A 16,058-nucleotide genomic window follows, 5' to 3' on the forward strand; every position below is an offset into this window, starting at 1 on the left:
CCGCCATGGCTGATTTCCCCACATCCGCAAAGGTCGTCATCATCGGGGGCGGTGCCGTTGGAGCATCCAGCCTCTATCACCTGGCCAAGAAGGGCTGGACGGACTGCGTGCTGCTGGAAAAGAACGAGCTGACCGCGGGATCAACCTGGCATGCGGCGGGCAATGTTCCGACCTTTTCGACCTCTTGGGCCGTCATGAACATGCAGCGCTATTCGACCGAGCTTTATGCGCGCTTGGGCGAAGAGGTGGATTACCCGATGAACTACCACCAGACCGGGTCGATCCGGCTGGCCCATTCGAAAGAGCGGATGCAGGAGTTCGAACGCGCCAAGGGGATGGGCCTGCAACAGGGCATGAACCTTGAGATTCTGACGCCCGAGGAGGTGAAGGAGCGCTACCCCTTCATCGAAACGCATGACATCAAGGGCGCGCTCTATGACCCAAACGACGGCGATATCGACCCCGCGCAGCTGACGCAGGCGCTGGCCAAGGGCGCGCGCGACATGGGGGCCAAGATCCTCCGTTTTTGCCCCGCGACGGGCGTGACGCAGAAAGAGGATGGCAGCTGGATCGTCCATACGGACAAGGGCGATATCGCCTGTGACTACGTGGTGAACGCTGCCGGATACTATGCGCAGCAGGTCGGGGAATGGTTCAAACCCTATGGCGGGCGCACCGTGCCGATGATGGTGATGAGCCATCAGTATGTGCTGACCGAAGAAATCCCCGAGATCGAGGCATGGAGCAAGGAAAACGGCCGCAAGCTGCCGCTTCTGCGTGACGTGGATGTGTCTTACTACTTCCGGCAGGAGAAGCACGGGTTCAACATCGGCCCCTATGAGCCGAATTGTAAGGCGGAATGGGCGAGCTCGCCCGACGAGGTGCCGAACGATTTCAGCTTCCAGCTTTGGACGGATGATCTGGAACGCATCGAGGACATCGTGGCCGATTCGATGGAGCGCGTACCGCTGGCCGCAACAGCCGGGATCAGCCGCATCATCAACGGACCGATCCCCTATGCGCCGGACGGGATGCCGCTGCTCGGGCCGATGCCCGGCGTGACAAACGCGTTCGAGGCCTGCGTGTTTACCTTCGGGATCGCGCAGGGTGGCGGCGCTGGCAAGGTGCTGGCCGAGTGGATCGTCGATGGCGCGACCGAATGGGACATGTGGGCCTGCGACCCGCGCCGTTACACCGACTACACCGACCACGACTACTGCGTCGCCAAGGGGATGGAGGTCTACGGCAACGAATATGCCATGCACTTCCCCTGGCACCGCTGGCCCGCCGCGCCGGACCGCAAGCTGTCGCCGGTGCATGAGAAGGTGAAAGCGCTTGGCGGCGTGATGGGTGACTATAACGGGTGGGAGAGGGCCAACTGGTTCGCACAGCCCGGCGACGATACCAGCGAGGAGAGCACACACACCTGGGGCCGGTCCGGTCCGTGGGAGAGCCGGATCAAGGAAGAATGCGAAGCGGTGCGCGATGCCTGCGGAGTTCTCGACCTGCCCGGCTTTTCGCGCTTCTGGGTGAAGGGCGAAGGCGCGGACGAATGGCTGCGCGGCTTCTGCACCGGGGGGATTCCCAAGGTGGGGCGTATCGGCCTGATCTATGTCTCTGACCACCGGGGCCGCATTCTGACCGAGATGAGCTGTATCCGGCTGGAGGAAAACAGCTTCGTCCTGATCACGGCGGCAACGGCCCAGTGGCATGACGGAGAGTTGGTGAAACGGTCGGTGCCTGCGGGCGTGACCGTGTCCGAGACCACCCGCGACCGGGACTGTCTGATCGTGGCTGGCCCCACATCACGCGATGTGCTGGCGGGGCTGACCGATGCGGATCTGACGCAAGGCTGGCTGACCCATCAGCACGCGATCGTTGCCGGCAAGCCCGCTTTCCTGATCCGGGTGTCATTCACCGGCGAACTGGGGTGGGAGGTGCATGCCCAGAACGAGGATATGCCCGCGATTTACGAGGCGATCATCGCCGCAGGCGCCAAGCCCTTCGGCATGTGGGCGCTGAACAGCCTGCGGATCGAGAAAGGCTATCGCGCGTGGAAGGGTGATCTTTCGACCGACTACACGCTGTTCGAAGGCGGGCTGGATCGGTTCGTGAAGCTCGACAAGCCGCAGGAGTTCACTGGCAAGGCGGCGCTAATGTCCGAGAAACAGCAAGGCTCGAAGAAGCGCTTCGTCACGCTGATCGTGGAGGCGGGCGATTGCGACGCGCCCTACATGTCATGCCTCTGGCATGACGGGCAGATCGTGGGCGAAACGACTTCTGGCGCCTGGGGCTACCGAGTTGGGGCGTCGGTCGCGCTTGGCATGGTGCGGGCCGATCTGGCCGTGCCGGGTACGGAACTGGAGGTGGAGATCTATGGCGAAAGGTTCCGCGCGGTGGTGCAGGAAGACCAACCGCTATGGGATCCGGAAAACGAAAGGTTGCGGGCGTGACCAAGATCACCCTTCTGGACGGGTCTATCGGGCAGGAACTGGTGCATCGCGCCGGGACCCGCCCGACGCCGCTATGGTCCACATCTGTGATGCTCGACCGGCCAGAGCTGGTGCGCGCTGTTCATGGCGACTACTTCGACGTCGGCGCGACCATTGCCACCACCAACACTTATTCAGTGTTGCGCGACCGGCTGCGCCCCGAAGGTCTGGAAGATCGCTTTGCCGATCTGATCGAAACGGCTCTGGCCGAGGCGGAAGCGGCGCGCGATGCCCATGGCGGTGGCCGGATTGCCGGGTCGCTTGGGCCGCTGCGCGCCTCCTACCGACCGGATCTCTGCCCGCCAGAGGACGAGGCTGCGACCGCTTATGCGGAACTGGTACGCCTGATGGAAGGGCGGGTTGACCTGTTCCTGATCGAAACCGTGTCCTCGATCCTGCAGGCGCGCGGTGCACTGGCGGGCTGCGCCGGGACCAAGCTGCCGGTCTGGCTATCGGTGTCGGTCGATGATGAGAACGGCACGCGGCTGCGGTCGGGCGAGGGGCTGAGCAGCCTTGCCCCGGTGGTGGATGAATTCCGGCTCGACGCACTTCTGGTCAACTGCTCCCGCCCCGAAGCCATCACCACCGCCCTGACGATCCTGAAGCCGCTTGGCCTGCCCATTGGGGCCTATGCCAACGGGTTCACGCGGATATCCGACGGCTTCCTTCAGGACCGCCCAACCGTGGATGCACTAAGCGCTCGCAAGGATCTCGGCCCTTCAGAATACGCCGATTTTGCCATGGGCTGGGTCGATGCCGGGGCCACGATTGTCGGGGGCTGCTGCGAGGTTGGCCCCGCCCATATTGCTGAACTTGCCCGACGGCTGACCGCCGCGGGCCATATGATCGTCTGAGGAACAAGTAGATGTCCAAGATCCCCTCCCACGCACGTGTTGTCATCATCGGTGGCGGCGTGTCTGGCTGTTCGGTCGCCTATCATCTGGCGAAACTGGGCTGGAAAGACATTGTGCTGCTGGAACGCAAGGTTCTGACCTGCGGAACAACCTGGCACGCGGCGGGCCTGATCGGTCAGCTGCGCGGTAGCCAGAACGCCACTCGTCTGGCGAAGTATTCCGCAGACCTATACGTGAAGCTGGAGGAAGAAACCGGCGTCGCGACAGGGATGCGCCAGAACGGCTCGATCACCGTCGCGCTGACCGAGCACCGGCACGAAGAAATTCTGAGGCAGGCCACTCTGGCACGCGCCTTTGACGTGGATGTGGCCGAGATCTCGCCCGAGCAGGTGAAGGAGATGTATCCGCATCTTAACGTCTCTGACATCGTGGGCGCGGTGCATCTGCCGCTCGATGGTCAGTGTGATCCCGCGAATATCGCCATGGCCCTGGCCAAGGGCGCCCGGATGCGCGGTGCGCATGTGATTGAGGGCGTAAAGGTCACCGGCGTGACTCAGGCAAACGGCGCGGTCACGGGCGTCGATTGGGAAAGCGGTGGCGATTCCGGGCATATCACCGCTGATCTGGTGGTGAATTGCGGCGGTATGTGGGGGCGTGATCTGGCGGCCCACTCCGGCGTGACCCTGCCCTTGCATGCCTGTGAACACTTCTACCTCGTGACCGAAGCCATTGAGGGACTGAACCGCCTGCCGGTGCTGCGGGTGCCGGACGAATGCGCATACTACAAGGAAGACGCAGGCAAGATGATGCTTGGCGCGTTCGAACCCAAGGCCAAGCCGTGGGGGATGAACGGCATTCCCGAGGATTTCGAGTTCGATTCTCTCCCTGAGGATTTCGACCATTTCGAGCCCATCCTTGGCATGGCGATGAACCGGATGCCGATGTTTGAAACGGCGGGGATTCACACCTTCTTCAACGGGCCGGAAAGCTTTACTCCCGATGACCGCTACTACCTGGGCGAAGCGCCGGAGCTGAAAGGCTACTGGATCGCGGCAGGGTATAACTCCATCGGTATCGTATCCTCGGGCGGCGCGGGCATGGCGCTGGCCCAGTGGATGGAGGATGGCGAGCCGCCCTTCGACCTGTGGGAATCCGACATCCGCCGGGCGCAGCCGTTCCAGAAGAACCGCAAGTACCTGAAGGAACGGGTCAGCGAAACGCTCGGCCTGCTCTATGCCGATCACTATCCTTACCTGCAGGTCACGACCTCGCGCGGGGTGCGCCGGTCGCCCTTGCATGAGCACCTTAAAGCGCGCGGTGCGGTGTTCGGGGAAATGGCCGGGTGGGAACGGGCCAACTGGTTCGCCTTCGACGGTCAGGAACGTGAATATCGATACGACTGGAAAGGCCAGAACTGGTTCGAAAACCACAAGGCCGAACATATGGCGGTGCGCGAGGGCGTGGGTCTTTTTGACATGACCAGCTTCGGCAAGATCCGGGTTGAGGGCCGCGATGCTCTGGCCTTCCTTCAGCGGCTTTGCGCGGCTGACATGGATGTGGAACCGGGCAAGATCGTCTACACCCAGATGCTGAACAATCGCGGCGGCATCGAATGCGATCTGACCGTAACGCGGCTGTCTGAGACCGCGTTTTTCCTCGTGGTTCCGGGGGCGACCCTGCAGCGGGATCTGGCCTGGCTGCGGCGGCATCTGTCTGATGAGTTCGTCGTCATCACCGATGTGACCGCGGCTGAGGCGGTGCTATGCGTCATGGGGCCGAAATCGCGCGAGTTGATGCAGGCGGTCAGCCCCGATGACTTCTCGAATGAGGCGCATCCCTTCGGAATGGCGCGCGAGATCGAGATTGGCATGGGATTGGCCCGTGCGCATCGCGTGACTTACGTGGGGGAGCTTGGGTGGGAGATTTACGTCTCCTCCGACATGGCCTGCCACGTGTTCGAGGCACTGGAAGAGGCGGGCGCCGATCTGGGCCTGAAGCTCTGCGGGCTGCACACGCTGGACAGCTGCCGGACCGAGAAAGCCTTCCGCCATTTCGGCCATGACATTACCGATGAGGATCACGTGTTGGAGGCGGGGCTTGGCTTTGCGGTCAAGACCGACAAGGGCGATTTCATCGGCCGTGATGCGGTCTTGAAGAAGCGCGAGGACGGTCTTCAGCGGCGGCTGGTGCAGTTCCGTCTGGAAGACCCCGAACCGATGCTCTTCCATAACGAGGCGGTGATCCGTGATGGCAAGATGGTCAGCTATCTGACCTCTGGCAATTACGGCCACTATCTGGGCGCGGCTGTGGGTCTTGGCTATGTGCCCTGCGAAGGCGAAAGCGCGGCAGATGTGCTGGCATCGTCCTACGAGATCGAGATCGCGGGTAAGCGGCACAAGGCGATTGCCAGCCTGAAGCCGATGTATGACCCCAAGGCCGAACGGGTGAAGGCATGACACTGGCTGCCCGCCACGACCGGTTTGCAGAGCTGCACGGCGCGGGCTGTTTCGTGATCCCGAACCCGTGGGATATGGGCTCGGCGCGGATGATGGCGGCCATGGGCGCGCAGGCGCTGGCCACCTCCTCGGCGGCGCAGGCCTTTACGCTCGGGCGGCCCGATATGGGCACGATCACGCGGGACGAGGCGCTGGCCCATGCGGAAGATATCGTCGCGGCGACCGGCCTGCCGGTGTCGGGCGATTTCGAGAACGGCTTTGCCGATGACCCAGACGGCGTGGCCGAGACCATCCGGTTGGCGGCGGAGGTGGGGCTTTCGGGCTGCGGGATCGAAGATACGCAGATGGTGGCGGGCAACCCGGCCTATGCGTTCGATCTGGCGGTGGAACGCATCCGGGCAGCCGTTGCCGCGGCCCGCGCCCTTGGTCGGCCCTTCGTGCTGGTGGCCCGCGCCGATGGCGTGATGAACGGCAGTTACGACCTGGCCGAAGGCATCCGCCGCTTGCAGGCGTTTGAAGCGGCGGGGGCCGATTGCCTCTACCTGCCGGTGCCACCGGGCAAGGCGGAACTGGTGCAGGTGCTGGCCGCTGTATCTGCCCCGGTCAACGCACTGGCCGCTGGTCCATTGCAAGACATGACGGTGGCCGAGCTGGCCGCCATGGGCGTGCGCCGGATTTCGACCGGCAGCCAGATCGCCCGCGTGACCCATGCCGCGATCCGCGATTGCATGGGCGCGATGCTGAACGACGGTCATTTCGAGCCGCTGAAACAAGCGGCCTCGGGTGACGATATCGACATTCTGCTGAATGGAGGAGAGGCAGATGACTGAGGCAATAGAACCCCAAGCGCGTAGCCGCCGATCCGGTGGCCGCGCCGCCCGCAAGGCCCTGCGCTCGGCACCGCCCGCGGAACACGCCCGGTCCATTCGGCCCGGTATGCCCGGCGGCAATTTGAAACCCCTGACGGATGCGAGTATCGAGCGCATCCACAAGGCCGCCCTTCAGGCGCTGGAAACCATCGGCCTGTCGGGCGCGCCGGAGTCTGGCATCGAGATCCTGACCGGGGCCGGGGCGATCCTTGGCGAGGACGGGCGTATCCGGTTCCCCGCTGCTCTGGTTGAAGACACGCTGGCCATGGCGGCGCGCGACATCACCCTGTTTGGGCGCGATCCGCGTTATGACATGCAGCTGTCCGGCACCAACACCCATTTCGGAACCGCCGGGGCGGCGGTGCATCTGGTCGACGTGGAAACCAATAGCTACCGCGAGTCCACCGCGCAGGATCTGCATGATGCCGCCCGGATCACGCAGGCGCTGGACAATATCCATTTCTTCCAGCGGCCCATGGTGTGTCGGGACATTCCCGATAACCTCGATATGGATCTGAACACCATCTACGGCGCGGTTGCGGGCACCACCAAGCATATCGGCACCTCTTTTTCCGATCCCTCCCATGTCGAGAAGTGTTTTGAGCTGATCTACATGCTGGCGGGCGGCGAGGCGGCCTACCGCGAGCGGCCCTTCATCTCGAACTCCAACTGCTTTGTCGTGCCGCCCATGACCTTTGCAACAGAAAGCTGCGAAACGATGGAGGCCTGCATTCGCGGCGGAATGCCGATCCTGCTGCTGTCTGCAGGCATGGCAGGGGCCACGGCGCCCTCGACAATCGCGGGGGCAATCACGCAGGGCGTGGCGGAATGCCTTGCGGGTCTTGTCTATGTGAACGCCATCGCACCGGGGCATCCGGCGATCATGGGCACCTGGCCCTTCGGGCTGGACCTGCGCACCGGGGCCATGTCGATCGGGTCAGGGGAACAGGCGCTGCTGACAGCGGGCTGTGCCCAGATGCACCAGTTCTACGGCCTGCCCGGCGGCGCGGCTGCCGGGGCGTCGGACAGCAAGCTGCCGGACATGCAGGCGGGATGGGAACAGATGTGTTCCAACGTCATGGCCGGGCTGTCGGGTGTGAACATGGTCTATGAGGCGGCGGGGATGCATGCCTCTCTGCTCGGGTTCTGCCATGAGTCCCTGATCCTGGGCGATGACCTGATCGGCCAGGTCCTGCGTTGCGTGCGCGGGATCGAGGTGGATGACGAGACGCTGGCGCTCGACCAGATGGCCGAGGTCTGCCTGGGTGGGCCGGGCCACTACCTAGGCACCGACCGGACGCTGGCGCGGATGGAATCGGATTTCGTCTACCCGAAATACGGCAACCGGATGAGCCCCAAGGAATGGGCAGAGGCCGGCAAACCGATGCTGCTGGACGCCGCGACGGCCAGGAAACAGGCGATCCTTGCCAGCGCACCGAACCTGATCTCGCCCGAGATCGACGTCGCGGTGCGGGCGAAATTCAATATCGTGATCTGATCGATGGTGCGGCCTGTCAGGGATGATAGGCCGCGTCCTGCAACCAGCCTTCAAAACCCGATTGCATGACCACCACATTGGTGCGGCCAGCCACGCGCAGGGCGAATGTGGCCTGAGAGGATCGCGCGCCGGTGTTGCAGAACAGAATGGTCATCCGGGTTTCGGGGATCTCGTCGATCCTGTCCAGAACCTCGCGCCATTCGATATGGACCGCGCCGGGAATGGTCGCTTCGGAATGCTGCGCGGCGCTTCGGGTATCGACGAAGAGCGCGGCATCGAACACCGTCTGGTCGATCTGCTGCGGCAGGATGATACCCGCGGTTTCCTCGGCGAACATCATGTAGTCCTGCATCGCCTCTATCGCCGCGTCCTGCTGGGCGAGGATCGGAGAGGCCATTGTGATCGCCAGGCCAAGCGCCAGGATGCCCTGTGGTATCTGCATGTGTTCGGTCCTCCAGCAGTCGTGTCCAGAGTATCTTACGCCGGAGTAGGGTGCGGGCCAAATTCCTTGCAAGATTATTAGCGCCTCCCTCCCGCCGGGATGATCAATTCGCAGGGGTCGCCGTAAACAGGACCTGCCCGCGCGGCAACAGCGTTTCGCTTCGCGCGATATGCCAGCCGGTCCCGACCGCCACATCCTGAATGTCTTCCGCCAGCAGGTGATAAGGCGCCTTGCCCCCATGTGTGACAACCCCGTCACGTTGGCGAAAGGGTAGGGCGGCGAAGATCAGATCGGGCGCGAGGAACACGGTGAACAACAGTTTCTCCAACGCCGGGAAACTGCGAAGATTGGTCAGGGCAGTCTGAAGCCGGGCAAGTCGCAGATGTGGAAACACCGCAAAGGCGATGGCATGTGTGATCACCGGGGGCACTCCGGGAAAGCTGAAGTCGCGGTCGAGGATCAGGTGATCTGGGTTCAGTCGCGCGGGGTCGGACAGCTCTGCCGCATGACCTGCCAGCATGATCTCACGCGAGGCATCGGTGGCCCAGTAATGGCCCGGTTCCAGATAGTCCACCGCCTTGCAGCCGAGCCTGAGCGACCCGGCCCCGATATCCAGCAACTGGTGATGGGGCTTCAACCCCGTCTCCAGCAGCACGGCCATCTGCGCGCTACCGGTTTCATCCCACCGGCCGCCCACGATGTCTCGGTGACGCCCGGCAGAAATGGCCTTGTCATAGAACCCGGCTGCCTCGTAAGGCGATTCAGGGCCGGGGAATGTGGGGGGCAGAGAACCCGGATCAGAAATCGAGGTTCTCGACGCTCAGCGCGTTCTGCTGGATGAACTCGCGGCGCGGTTCCACCACATCGCCCATCAGCTTGGTGAAGATATCGTCGGCCTCGACCATATCGTCCACCTTCACCTGCAGAAGCGTCCGCGCCTCGGGGTCCAGCGTGGTTTCCCACAGCTGATCGGGGTTCATTTCCCCCAGACCCTTGTAGCGTTGCAGGGTCAGACCCTTTTCGCCCTCTGTCAGGATCGCCTCCAGCAGGTCCATCGGCCCATGCACGATCGTCTCCCGATCCTTGCGGGCCAGTCGCGCCGGGTCGCGATAGACGTCGCGGGTCTGTTTCGACACCTCTGACAACTTGCGCGCCTCGCCCGAGCGCAGAACCGCGCCATCGAGCGTGCGGATCTCCTCGACCCCGCGCAACACGCGGGACAGGCGAATGCCGTGATCCTGGGTGATACGGCCCTGCCAGCCGCGTTCATATTCCAGCGCCACCTTGTCCAGCCGCGCGGCAACGTCATCGGCAACGCGCTGCAGGTCGGCATCGGCGCGGCCCGGATCGAAGGCCCCGGCAATGGCGGCCTGTTCCAGAATACGGCGGGGGTAATGGGTCGGGAAGGCCTCCAGCACGCGCTTGAAACTGCGGGCGCCCTCGACCACGCGAGCCAGATCCTGACCGGCGATCTCCTCGCCGGAGACAAGCCGCAGGACGGTCCCCTCGATCCCCATCTGGATCAGGTAATCCTCCAGCGCCGACTGGTCCTTGAGATAGACTTCGGACCGGCCCCGCGCGACTTTGTAAAGCGGCGGTTGTGCAATGTAGAGATAGCCGCCCTCAATGATCTCCGGCATCTGCCGGAAGAAGAAGGTCAGCAGCAGTGTGCGGATATGCGCGCCGTCCACGTCGGCATCTGTCATGATGACGATCTTGTGGTAACGCAGCTTATCGATGTTGAACTCGTCCCGCCCGATGCCGGTGCCAAGGGCGGTGATCAGCGTGCCGATCTCCTGACTGCCGAGCATCCGGTCAAACCGCGCCCGTTCCACGTTCAGGATCTTGCCGCGCAGGGGCAGAACCGCCTGATTGTGCCGCGACCGGCCCTGCTTGGCGGAGCCACCGGCGCTGTCACCCTCGACGAGGAAGATCTCGGATTTCGACGGGTCCTTCTCCTGACAATCTGCCAGCTTGCCGGGCAGTGACGCCACATCCATCGCCGTCTTGCGCCGGGTCAGTTCGCGGGCCTTGCGCGCAGCTTCGCGCGCCAAAGCGGCTTCGATGATCTTGCTGACGATGGTCTTGGCCTCGTTCGGATGTTCCTCGAACCATTCCTGCAGTTTTTCGTTCATCAAGCCTTCGACGGCGGGGCGAACTTCGGACGAAACCAGCTTGTCCTTGGTCTGGCTGCTGAACTTGGGGTCGGGCACCTTCACGGACAGCACGCAGGTCAGGCCCTCGCGCGCGTCGTCGCCGGTGAAGTTGACCTTCTCTTTCTTGGCGATGCCAGTGCTGTTGGCATAGAGGTTAATGGTGCGTGTCAGCGCCCCGCGGAAACCCGCCAGATGGGTGCCGCCATCGCGCTGCGGGATGTTGTTGGTGAAGGGCAGAACCGTCTCGTGGTAGCTGTCGTTCCACCACAGCGCGGCTTCGATCTCGATATCGTCGCGGATGCCGGTGATGAAGATCGGCTCTTCCATGGCCGAGGTCTTGGACCGGTCCAGATAGCGGACGAATTCCTTGACGCCGCCTTCATAGTAAAGCTCTGATTCCAGCGGTTCGGCCGGGCGCAGGTCGCGCAGGATGATCCGCACACCGGAATTCAGGAAGGCAAGTTCACGCAACCGGTTTTCCAGCGTCTTGAAGCTGTATTCTAGGTTGGAAAACGTGCTGGTCGAGGACATGAAGCGCACCTCGGTGCCCTTTTCGCCATTTGCGTCGCCCACAACCTCCAGATGCTTCACGGTCTCGCCGCGTTCAAACCGGGCGTAGTGCTCTTTCCCGTCGCGCCAGATGCGCAGGTCGAGCCAGTCAGACAGCGCGTTCACCACCGACACGCCCACGCCATGCAGACCGCCAGAGACCTTGTAGGCGTTGTCGTCGAACTTCCCGCCCGCGTGAAGCTGGGTCATGATGACCTCTGCCGCGGAAACGCCTTCCTCCTCGTGAATTCCCACGGGAATCCCGCGCCCGTTGTCGCGGACCGAGACGGAACTGTCGGCGTGGATCGTGACCGTGACAGCATCAGCGTGGCCCGCCAGAGCCTCGTCAATGCCGTTATCCACGACCTCATACACCATGTGGTGCAGGCCCGAGCCATCGTCCGTATCCCCGATATACATACCGGGGCGTTTGCGGACTGCCTCCAACCCTTTGAGAACTTTAATGGAATCCGCACCGTATTCGGCGGGTGCCTGCGCGTTTTCGGCCATGTAAGACCCCTGTTTTTCTTGTCGGTTTCTTATACGTGGCGCGGCAGGCAATGTCACGGGTCAGACACAATATTTAGGGGGTGCGGGTGATGTTGCGACAGAGGCGCCGATGCTCTATACCGACATGTGTCGGTAGAATCACGGAGACCCGCCATGCGCGTTCGTAAAACGTCTAAAGACAGGGTTGACCAGATTCTGGATGTGGCGCTGAAGCTGTTTCTCAAACATGGCTATGCCGAGGTTCAGATAGAGCATATTCGCGCCGAAACGGGCCTGTCGCGCGGCGGATTCTATCATCATTTCGGATCGAAATCGGCGGTCATGCAGGCTTTGGTGGAGCGTGAACAGAATGCCCTTGCCCAGGCTGCCGGACCGGATCTCTGTGCCCTTCTGACCAAGGGGTCTTCCTATCTGGACGCGACTGCCGGCGTTGAGCATAGCCTGAGCGCACCGGACGATATCACGCTCTATCTTGGCTATCTGGAAAAGGCACAGGACCAGTTTCTCGCACCTTTGATTGAAGAGGCCCTGTCTCAAACCGGCAATCTGCCGATGCCCGCAGAGCACGCCGTGCAGATCATCCTGTCCGTCAATCACCGCATTACCCGGCAGGTTCTGACCGGGCATTGGGCGCAGGACGCGGCGGTATCCTTTACCCGCAGCGCCCTGATCGGATGTGAAGCCATGCTCGACAAGCCCGGACTGTTCGCCCCGGTCCTGACGGCGTTGGACGATACGGCATGATGGCGCTGGCCCCGTTCATCCTGCTGACCTTCCTGATCTCGCTTGTCGCCTTCGCGGGTATCTACTGGGTTCCGGGTGCGCAGTCGCCAGAGTCCGCGCGGGGTCTGCCGGTCTGGCTGCTCGCGGTCTGGGGACCGTCCCTTGCCGCGATCATTCTTGCAGCCCCATCCGGAGAGGTTGCAGGGCTCTTGCAGCGGGCAGTTATGCTGAGAGATGTGCCGCTGCCAGTCTGGATCATGGCCCTGACGCCGATCATGGCGCTGCTGATCGCCGCCTACCGACATGGAGGCCTGCCCGACGCGCATCTGCTGACAATCGCAATGGCCACCAAGCTGGTGCTGTTCAACCTGATCCTCGGCCCATTGGGCGAGGAACTGGGCTGGCGTGGCGTGATGCAGCCCATGCTGGCGGGACAAATTGGGTGGTTCGCGGCCTCGCTGGTCGTGGGGGCGGTCTGGTTCATGTGGCACTTGCCGCTATGGCTGGTGGAGTCTCCCCAATCAGAACTGCCCATCCCGCTTTTCGCGGCCCATGTAATGGCCTACGCGGTGATCCTGGGGGGCATGACGCATCTCAGCCCCTCCATCGCGCCTGCGATCCTGTTCCATCTTGCCGTGAACGTCACGGCCGGGGTCGCGCTGATTGGCGGTCTCGGCGACTCCGTCAGTTACTTCCGCGCGACGCTGCTACCCTATTGGGCGATCGCACTGGCCGTCACCGGGTGGGTGACGATCCGCGCCTAGGTCAGCGCGATCACGACCGCCACGCAGATCAGCAGGCCGCCCGCGATCTGGTTGGTCCGCTTCAACGCGCCGGGTGAGGTGATCAGCCGCCGCGCCCGGTCCACGAAACTGGCGAACATCAGATTGCCCATCACCGGTACACACATGGAAATGGCGGCGATGATCGCGATGTCGATCCGGGTCAGTTGAGAGATATCAAAGAACCCCGGCAACATCCCCATGTAGAACAGGATTGCCTTGGGATTGGCCAGAATGGCTGCCAGCCCCGCGATGAAACCGGCCCAGGCCCCCTTGCGGTTCAGGCGGCTGTTGGCCTCGATCCCCTGGTCCGCATGCCGGATGATCAACAGCCCCATCAGCGCAAAGACCCCAACGGCCAGCCAGCGCAGCAGCACCATGATGCCCGTGTAGGTCTGCACGACCCAGCTCAGGCCCAGAATGGCCACAAGGCTCCACGCAACATCGCCAAGGGCAACACCCAGAATCAGCGGCACCGCCGCGCCGACCCCATGCGCCAGGGTACGCGCGGCCAGCGCCAGCCAGACCGGTCCCGGTGTCAGGAACAGTACGAACAGCGCCCCGGCGTAGAGCGCCATGTCAAACGCGGTGATGGTCATCAGGCGCCCCTAGAAACTGGGGCCAAGCAGGTCGATCACGGCCGCGTCATCCCATTCGATGTCCCCGAGTTGAAGAACCTTCAATTTGGTGTCTCTCCCCTCAAGAATACCGGTGCTGTGATCATTTTCGATTCCCATGTGGCGCACGGTGTTGTCCTTCGCGGCGAATCCCGTTCCCTCGTATAGCGGGCGCACGCCGAACAGCACGAGAAAATCGGCAAGAGTGGCGCTGGCACGCTCTTTGGTGGCTGTCATCAAAGCCGAGGCAATGCCCTTTCCCCGATGGTCGGGATCGGTGGCCACCTCGCCAATGCCGACGATCTGCACGCGTTCATCGCCCATCCGTATCCACCGATATGCAAGCGCAAAGTGGCCCACCAGCACCCCGTCGATCCGCGCCAGAAGCCGCAAGTGGTGCCTCTGGTTGTAGAAGGACATGGAGCCATATCCGGCCTCATCGCCAAAAGCACGGGTGAGCAGCGCGGCAATCTCCGCGTCCTGCCCGCGTGTCAGGTCGATCTCGTGGATGGCTTCAATCTGCATCGCTTGGCCCCGGCAAGGTCAGGCTGCCGTCGTCATTCAGCGGCCAGAACGGATTCATCACCAGTTCCCACACATGCCCGTCGGGGTCCGCGAAATAGCCCGAATAGCCGCCCCAGAAGACTTTCTCCGGCGCTTTCAGCGGCGCGGCCCCTGCGGCCAGCGCGCAGGCATAGGCCGCATCTACCTCGGCCTCGGTCGCGAAGTTCTGGGCAAGTGTCGTGGCCCCGGTACCAAGCGCTGCACCGGGCCGTCCCTGATCCTTCGCCAGATCCTCCAGCCCGAACAGCCCGAAGGCAAACCCGTTGGCCTGATAGAACGTCACCGCCTCCTGGCTTTCGGGGTGCCTTTCCCAGCCAAGCGCTTCGTAGAATGCGCGGGCGCGCGCCATATCGGCAACGCCAAGGGTAACGAGGGTGATGCGTTGCGGTGTCATGTCGGTCTCTCCCATTCCCGAACGGCGGATTGCCCGTCCGCTTCCGTGATCTCAAACGCCTGCGCCCGGTCGCCCAGTTCCGCGAACAGTTCCGGCCCGGTGCCGGTCATCCAGGCCTGTCCGCCAAGCGCGCAGATCTCATCGAACAGCGCCGCGCGCCTGCCAGCGTCCAGATGCGCCGCCACCTCGTCGAGCAAGACGAGCGGCGCAACACCGGTCTCGGCCTTCAATGCGCGGGCATTGGCAAGGATCAGCGAAATGAGCAGCGCCTTCTGCTCCCCCGTCGAACACAGCCGCGCCTCGGTCTGTTTCACGGCATAGACCGCGCCAAGATCGCTGCGATGCGGGCCAATCAGGCTGCGCCCGGCGGCCATGTCGCGGGGGCGGGACTGCATATGCGCGGTGGCGAAGTCGTCGGCAGTCACCAGCCCCTCGCTGCCCTCGCCCTCGATCAGGGACAGCTCTGCCACCGGAAAGGCCGTTTCGGCGCCTTCCTGCGCCTCGGTCAGCCGTGCAACAGCCCCTGCCCTATACCGCGTGATTCGCTCCGCGGCGTCCGACATCTGCGCCTCGACCGCCTCGTACCACATAGCATCGCGCACCATGTCCTTGAGCATCCGGTTGCGTTCGCGCATGGCCTTCTCATGGGTCAGAACCGCCTCGCCATGATCGGGGAAAAAGCTCATGGTCATCCGGTCGAGAAACCGCCGCCGCCCCTCGGCCCCTTCGATCCAGAGGCGGTCCTGCGCCGGGATCAGCCAGACGATCCGCGCGAGGCCCGCCAACGCCAGTTGCGGCTCGGGCTTGCCGTCGATCTTGAGGCTACGCGATTGCCCCGCCTCGGCGCCTATCTCCAGCTCATGAAAGCGTCCGCCGGTGACCAGCTCGGCCCTGATCTTCCAGCCAAGCGCCTCGGGCCGCCGTGCCATTTCCTCCGCCGCCGCACGGCGCAGCCCGCGACCGGGGGACAAGAGCGACACCGCCTCGAGGATATTGGTCTTGCCCGCCCCATTGGGACCAAACAGAGCCACGGGCCGCCCATCCAGCACCATCGCCGCCCGCTTATGCGACCGGAAATGCGAGAGGCTCAGCGCCCGCACGTAAGTGCCCGCCATGCCCCTCTCCTTCTTCTTGGGTCAAATACTCCCGCCG

Annotated in this window: 14 protein-coding genes; 7 read left to right on the forward strand and 7 right to left on the reverse strand. The window is 63.3% G+C overall.

Features of this window, described 5'->3' with window-relative positions; translation table 11 throughout:
* The first annotated feature begins 5 nt into the window (after window positions 1-5).
* Genes BKY26_RS05930 through BKY26_RS05950 form a run of 5 tightly spaced genes read left to right on the forward strand, consistent with a single transcriptional unit; the run spans window position 6 to window position 8,169 of the window.
* Window positions 6-2,453 carry a GcvT family protein gene (locus tag BKY26_RS05930; protein ID WP_071689471.1) on the forward strand — a complete coding sequence of 816 codons (2,448 nt, stop codon included), beginning with the start codon at window positions 6-8 and terminating at the stop codon, window positions 2,451-2,453.
* Window positions 2,450-3,346: a homocysteine S-methyltransferase family protein gene (locus BKY26_RS05935; protein ID WP_071689552.1), complete on the forward strand. Its 897-nt coding sequence runs from the start codon at window positions 2,450-2,452 to the stop codon at window positions 3,344-3,346. Before BKY26_RS05930 ends, BKY26_RS05935 begins: the two co-directional genes overlap by 4 nt.
* Window positions 3,347-3,357: 11 nt before the next feature.
* Window positions 3,358-5,802: a GcvT family protein gene (locus BKY26_RS05940; RefSeq protein WP_071689472.1), complete on the forward strand. Its 2,445-nt coding sequence runs from the start codon at window positions 3,358-3,360 to the stop codon at window positions 5,800-5,802.
* The gene (locus BKY26_RS05945) at window positions 5,799-6,632 is read left to right on the forward strand and encodes an isocitrate lyase/PEP mutase family protein (RefSeq protein WP_071689473.1); all 834 of its coding nucleotides are present in this window, start codon (window positions 5,799-5,801) and stop codon (window positions 6,630-6,632) included. The genes BKY26_RS05940 and BKY26_RS05945 overlap by 4 nt, the downstream gene beginning before the upstream one ends.
* Window positions 6,625-8,169, forward strand: coding sequence for a trimethylamine methyltransferase family protein (locus tag BKY26_RS05950; protein ID WP_071689474.1), 1,545 nt, complete (start codon window positions 6,625-6,627; stop codon window positions 8,167-8,169). Before BKY26_RS05945 ends, BKY26_RS05950 begins: the two co-directional genes overlap by 8 nt.
* Window positions 8,170-8,185: 16 nt before the next feature.
* Here the strand turns inward: BKY26_RS05950 and BKY26_RS05955 are convergent, their stop codons facing one another.
* From BKY26_RS05955 to gyrB, 3 genes are all read right to left on the reverse strand, one after another.
* Window positions 8,186-8,611, reverse strand: coding sequence for a rhodanese-like domain-containing protein (locus tag BKY26_RS05955; RefSeq protein ID WP_071689475.1), 426 nt, complete (start codon window positions 8,609-8,611; stop codon window positions 8,186-8,188).
* A 103-nt stretch (window positions 8,612-8,714) separates the two neighbouring features.
* Window positions 8,715-9,272, reverse strand: a complete 558-nt coding sequence (locus BKY26_RS05960; protein ID WP_227434948.1) for a class I SAM-dependent methyltransferase — start codon at window positions 9,270-9,272, stop codon at window positions 8,715-8,717.
* A 136-nt stretch (window positions 9,273-9,408) separates the two neighbouring features.
* Complete coding sequence (gene gyrB, locus BKY26_RS05965; RefSeq protein ID WP_071689477.1) at window positions 9,409-11,826, reverse strand: DNA topoisomerase (ATP-hydrolyzing) subunit B; 2,418 nt, start codon at window positions 11,824-11,826, stop codon at window positions 9,409-9,411.
* Between the two features lie 153 nt (window positions 11,827-11,979).
* Between gyrB and BKY26_RS05970 the strand changes: the two genes are divergently transcribed.
* Both BKY26_RS05970 and BKY26_RS05975 read left to right on the forward strand, forming a co-directional pair.
* Window positions 11,980-12,570, forward strand: a complete 591-nt coding sequence (locus BKY26_RS05970; RefSeq protein WP_071689478.1) for a TetR/AcrR family transcriptional regulator — start codon at window positions 11,980-11,982, stop codon at window positions 12,568-12,570.
* Window positions 12,567-13,313 carry a CPBP family intramembrane glutamic endopeptidase gene (locus BKY26_RS05975; protein WP_071689479.1) on the forward strand — a complete coding sequence of 249 codons (747 nt, stop codon included), beginning with the start codon at window positions 12,567-12,569 and terminating at the stop codon, window positions 13,311-13,313. The genes BKY26_RS05970 and BKY26_RS05975 overlap by 4 nt, the downstream gene beginning before the upstream one ends.
* Here the strand turns inward: BKY26_RS05975 and BKY26_RS05980 are convergent.
* From BKY26_RS05980 to recF, 4 genes are read right to left on the reverse strand one after another with little or no spacing between them, the layout of a single operon-like run.
* A complete protein-coding gene (locus tag BKY26_RS05980; RefSeq protein WP_071689480.1) occupies window positions 13,310-13,930 on the reverse strand; it encodes a LysE family translocator in 621 nt (206 codons plus the stop codon). The genes BKY26_RS05975 and BKY26_RS05980 overlap by 4 nt on opposite strands.
* A gap of 9 nt (window positions 13,931-13,939) precedes the next feature.
* Window positions 13,940-14,473 (reverse strand): GNAT family N-acetyltransferase, encoded by a 534-nt coding sequence (locus BKY26_RS05985; protein WP_071689481.1) that lies wholly within the window; start codon window positions 14,471-14,473, stop codon window positions 13,940-13,942.
* The gene (locus tag BKY26_RS05990) at window positions 14,463-14,906 is read right to left on the reverse strand and encodes a VOC family protein (RefSeq protein ID WP_071689553.1); all 444 of its coding nucleotides are present in this window, start codon (window positions 14,904-14,906) and stop codon (window positions 14,463-14,465) included. The genes BKY26_RS05985 and BKY26_RS05990 overlap by 11 nt, the downstream gene beginning before the upstream one ends.
* Window positions 14,903-16,021 carry a DNA replication/repair protein RecF gene (gene recF, locus BKY26_RS05995; RefSeq protein ID WP_071689482.1) on the reverse strand — a complete coding sequence of 373 codons (1,119 nt, stop codon included), beginning with the start codon at window positions 16,019-16,021 and terminating at the stop codon, window positions 14,903-14,905. The genes BKY26_RS05990 and recF overlap by 4 nt, the downstream gene beginning before the upstream one ends.
* Window positions 16,022-16,058: the final 37 nt, after the last annotated feature.

The sequence above is a fragment of the Nioella sediminis genome (assembly GCF_001879695.1).
GTDB classification, from domain to species: domain Bacteria; phylum Pseudomonadota; class Alphaproteobacteria; order Rhodobacterales; family Rhodobacteraceae; genus Nioella; species Nioella sediminis.

What these genes read in the sequence shown, in the direction of transcription:
- BKY26_RS05980 (WP_071689480.1), bottom strand. Translation starts at nt 13,930, where the DNA reads ATGACCATCACCGCGTTTGACATGGCGCTCTACGCCGGGGCGCTGTTC.
- BKY26_RS05985 (WP_071689481.1), bottom strand. Translation starts at nt 14,473, where the DNA reads ATGCAGATTGAAGCCATCCACGAGATCGACCTGACACGCGGGCAGGAC.
- BKY26_RS05940 (WP_071689472.1), top strand. Translation starts at nt 3,358, where the DNA reads ATGTCCAAGATCCCCTCCCACGCACGTGTTGTCATCATCGGTGGCGGC.
- BKY26_RS05945 (WP_071689473.1), top strand. Translation starts at nt 5,799, where the DNA reads ATGACACTGGCTGCCCGCCACGACCGGTTTGCAGAGCTGCACGGCGCG.
- BKY26_RS05990 (WP_071689553.1), bottom strand. Translation starts at nt 14,906, where the DNA reads ATGACACCGCAACGCATCACCCTCGTTACCCTTGGCGTTGCCGATATG.
- BKY26_RS05950 (WP_071689474.1), top strand. Translation starts at nt 6,625, where the DNA reads ATGACTGAGGCAATAGAACCCCAAGCGCGTAGCCGCCGATCCGGTGGC.
- BKY26_RS05930 (WP_071689471.1), top strand. Translation starts at nt 6, where the DNA reads ATGGCTGATTTCCCCACATCCGCAAAGGTCGTCATCATCGGGGGCGGT.
- BKY26_RS05970 (WP_071689478.1), top strand. Translation starts at nt 11,980, where the DNA reads ATGCGCGTTCGTAAAACGTCTAAAGACAGGGTTGACCAGATTCTGGAT.
- BKY26_RS05955 (WP_071689475.1), bottom strand. Translation starts at nt 8,611, where the DNA reads ATGCAGATACCACAGGGCATCCTGGCGCTTGGCCTGGCGATCACAATG.
- BKY26_RS05975 (WP_071689479.1), top strand. Translation starts at nt 12,567, where the DNA reads ATGATGGCGCTGGCCCCGTTCATCCTGCTGACCTTCCTGATCTCGCTT.
- gyrB (WP_071689477.1), bottom strand. Translation starts at nt 11,826, where the DNA reads ATGGCCGAAAACGCGCAGGCACCCGCCGAATACGGTGCGGATTCCATT.
- BKY26_RS05960 (WP_227434948.1), bottom strand. Translation starts at nt 9,272, where the DNA reads ATGGCCGTGCTGCTGGAGACGGGGTTGAAGCCCCATCACCAGTTGCTG.
- recF (WP_071689482.1), bottom strand. Translation starts at nt 16,021, where the DNA reads ATGGCGGGCACTTACGTGCGGGCGCTGAGCCTCTCGCATTTCCGGTCG.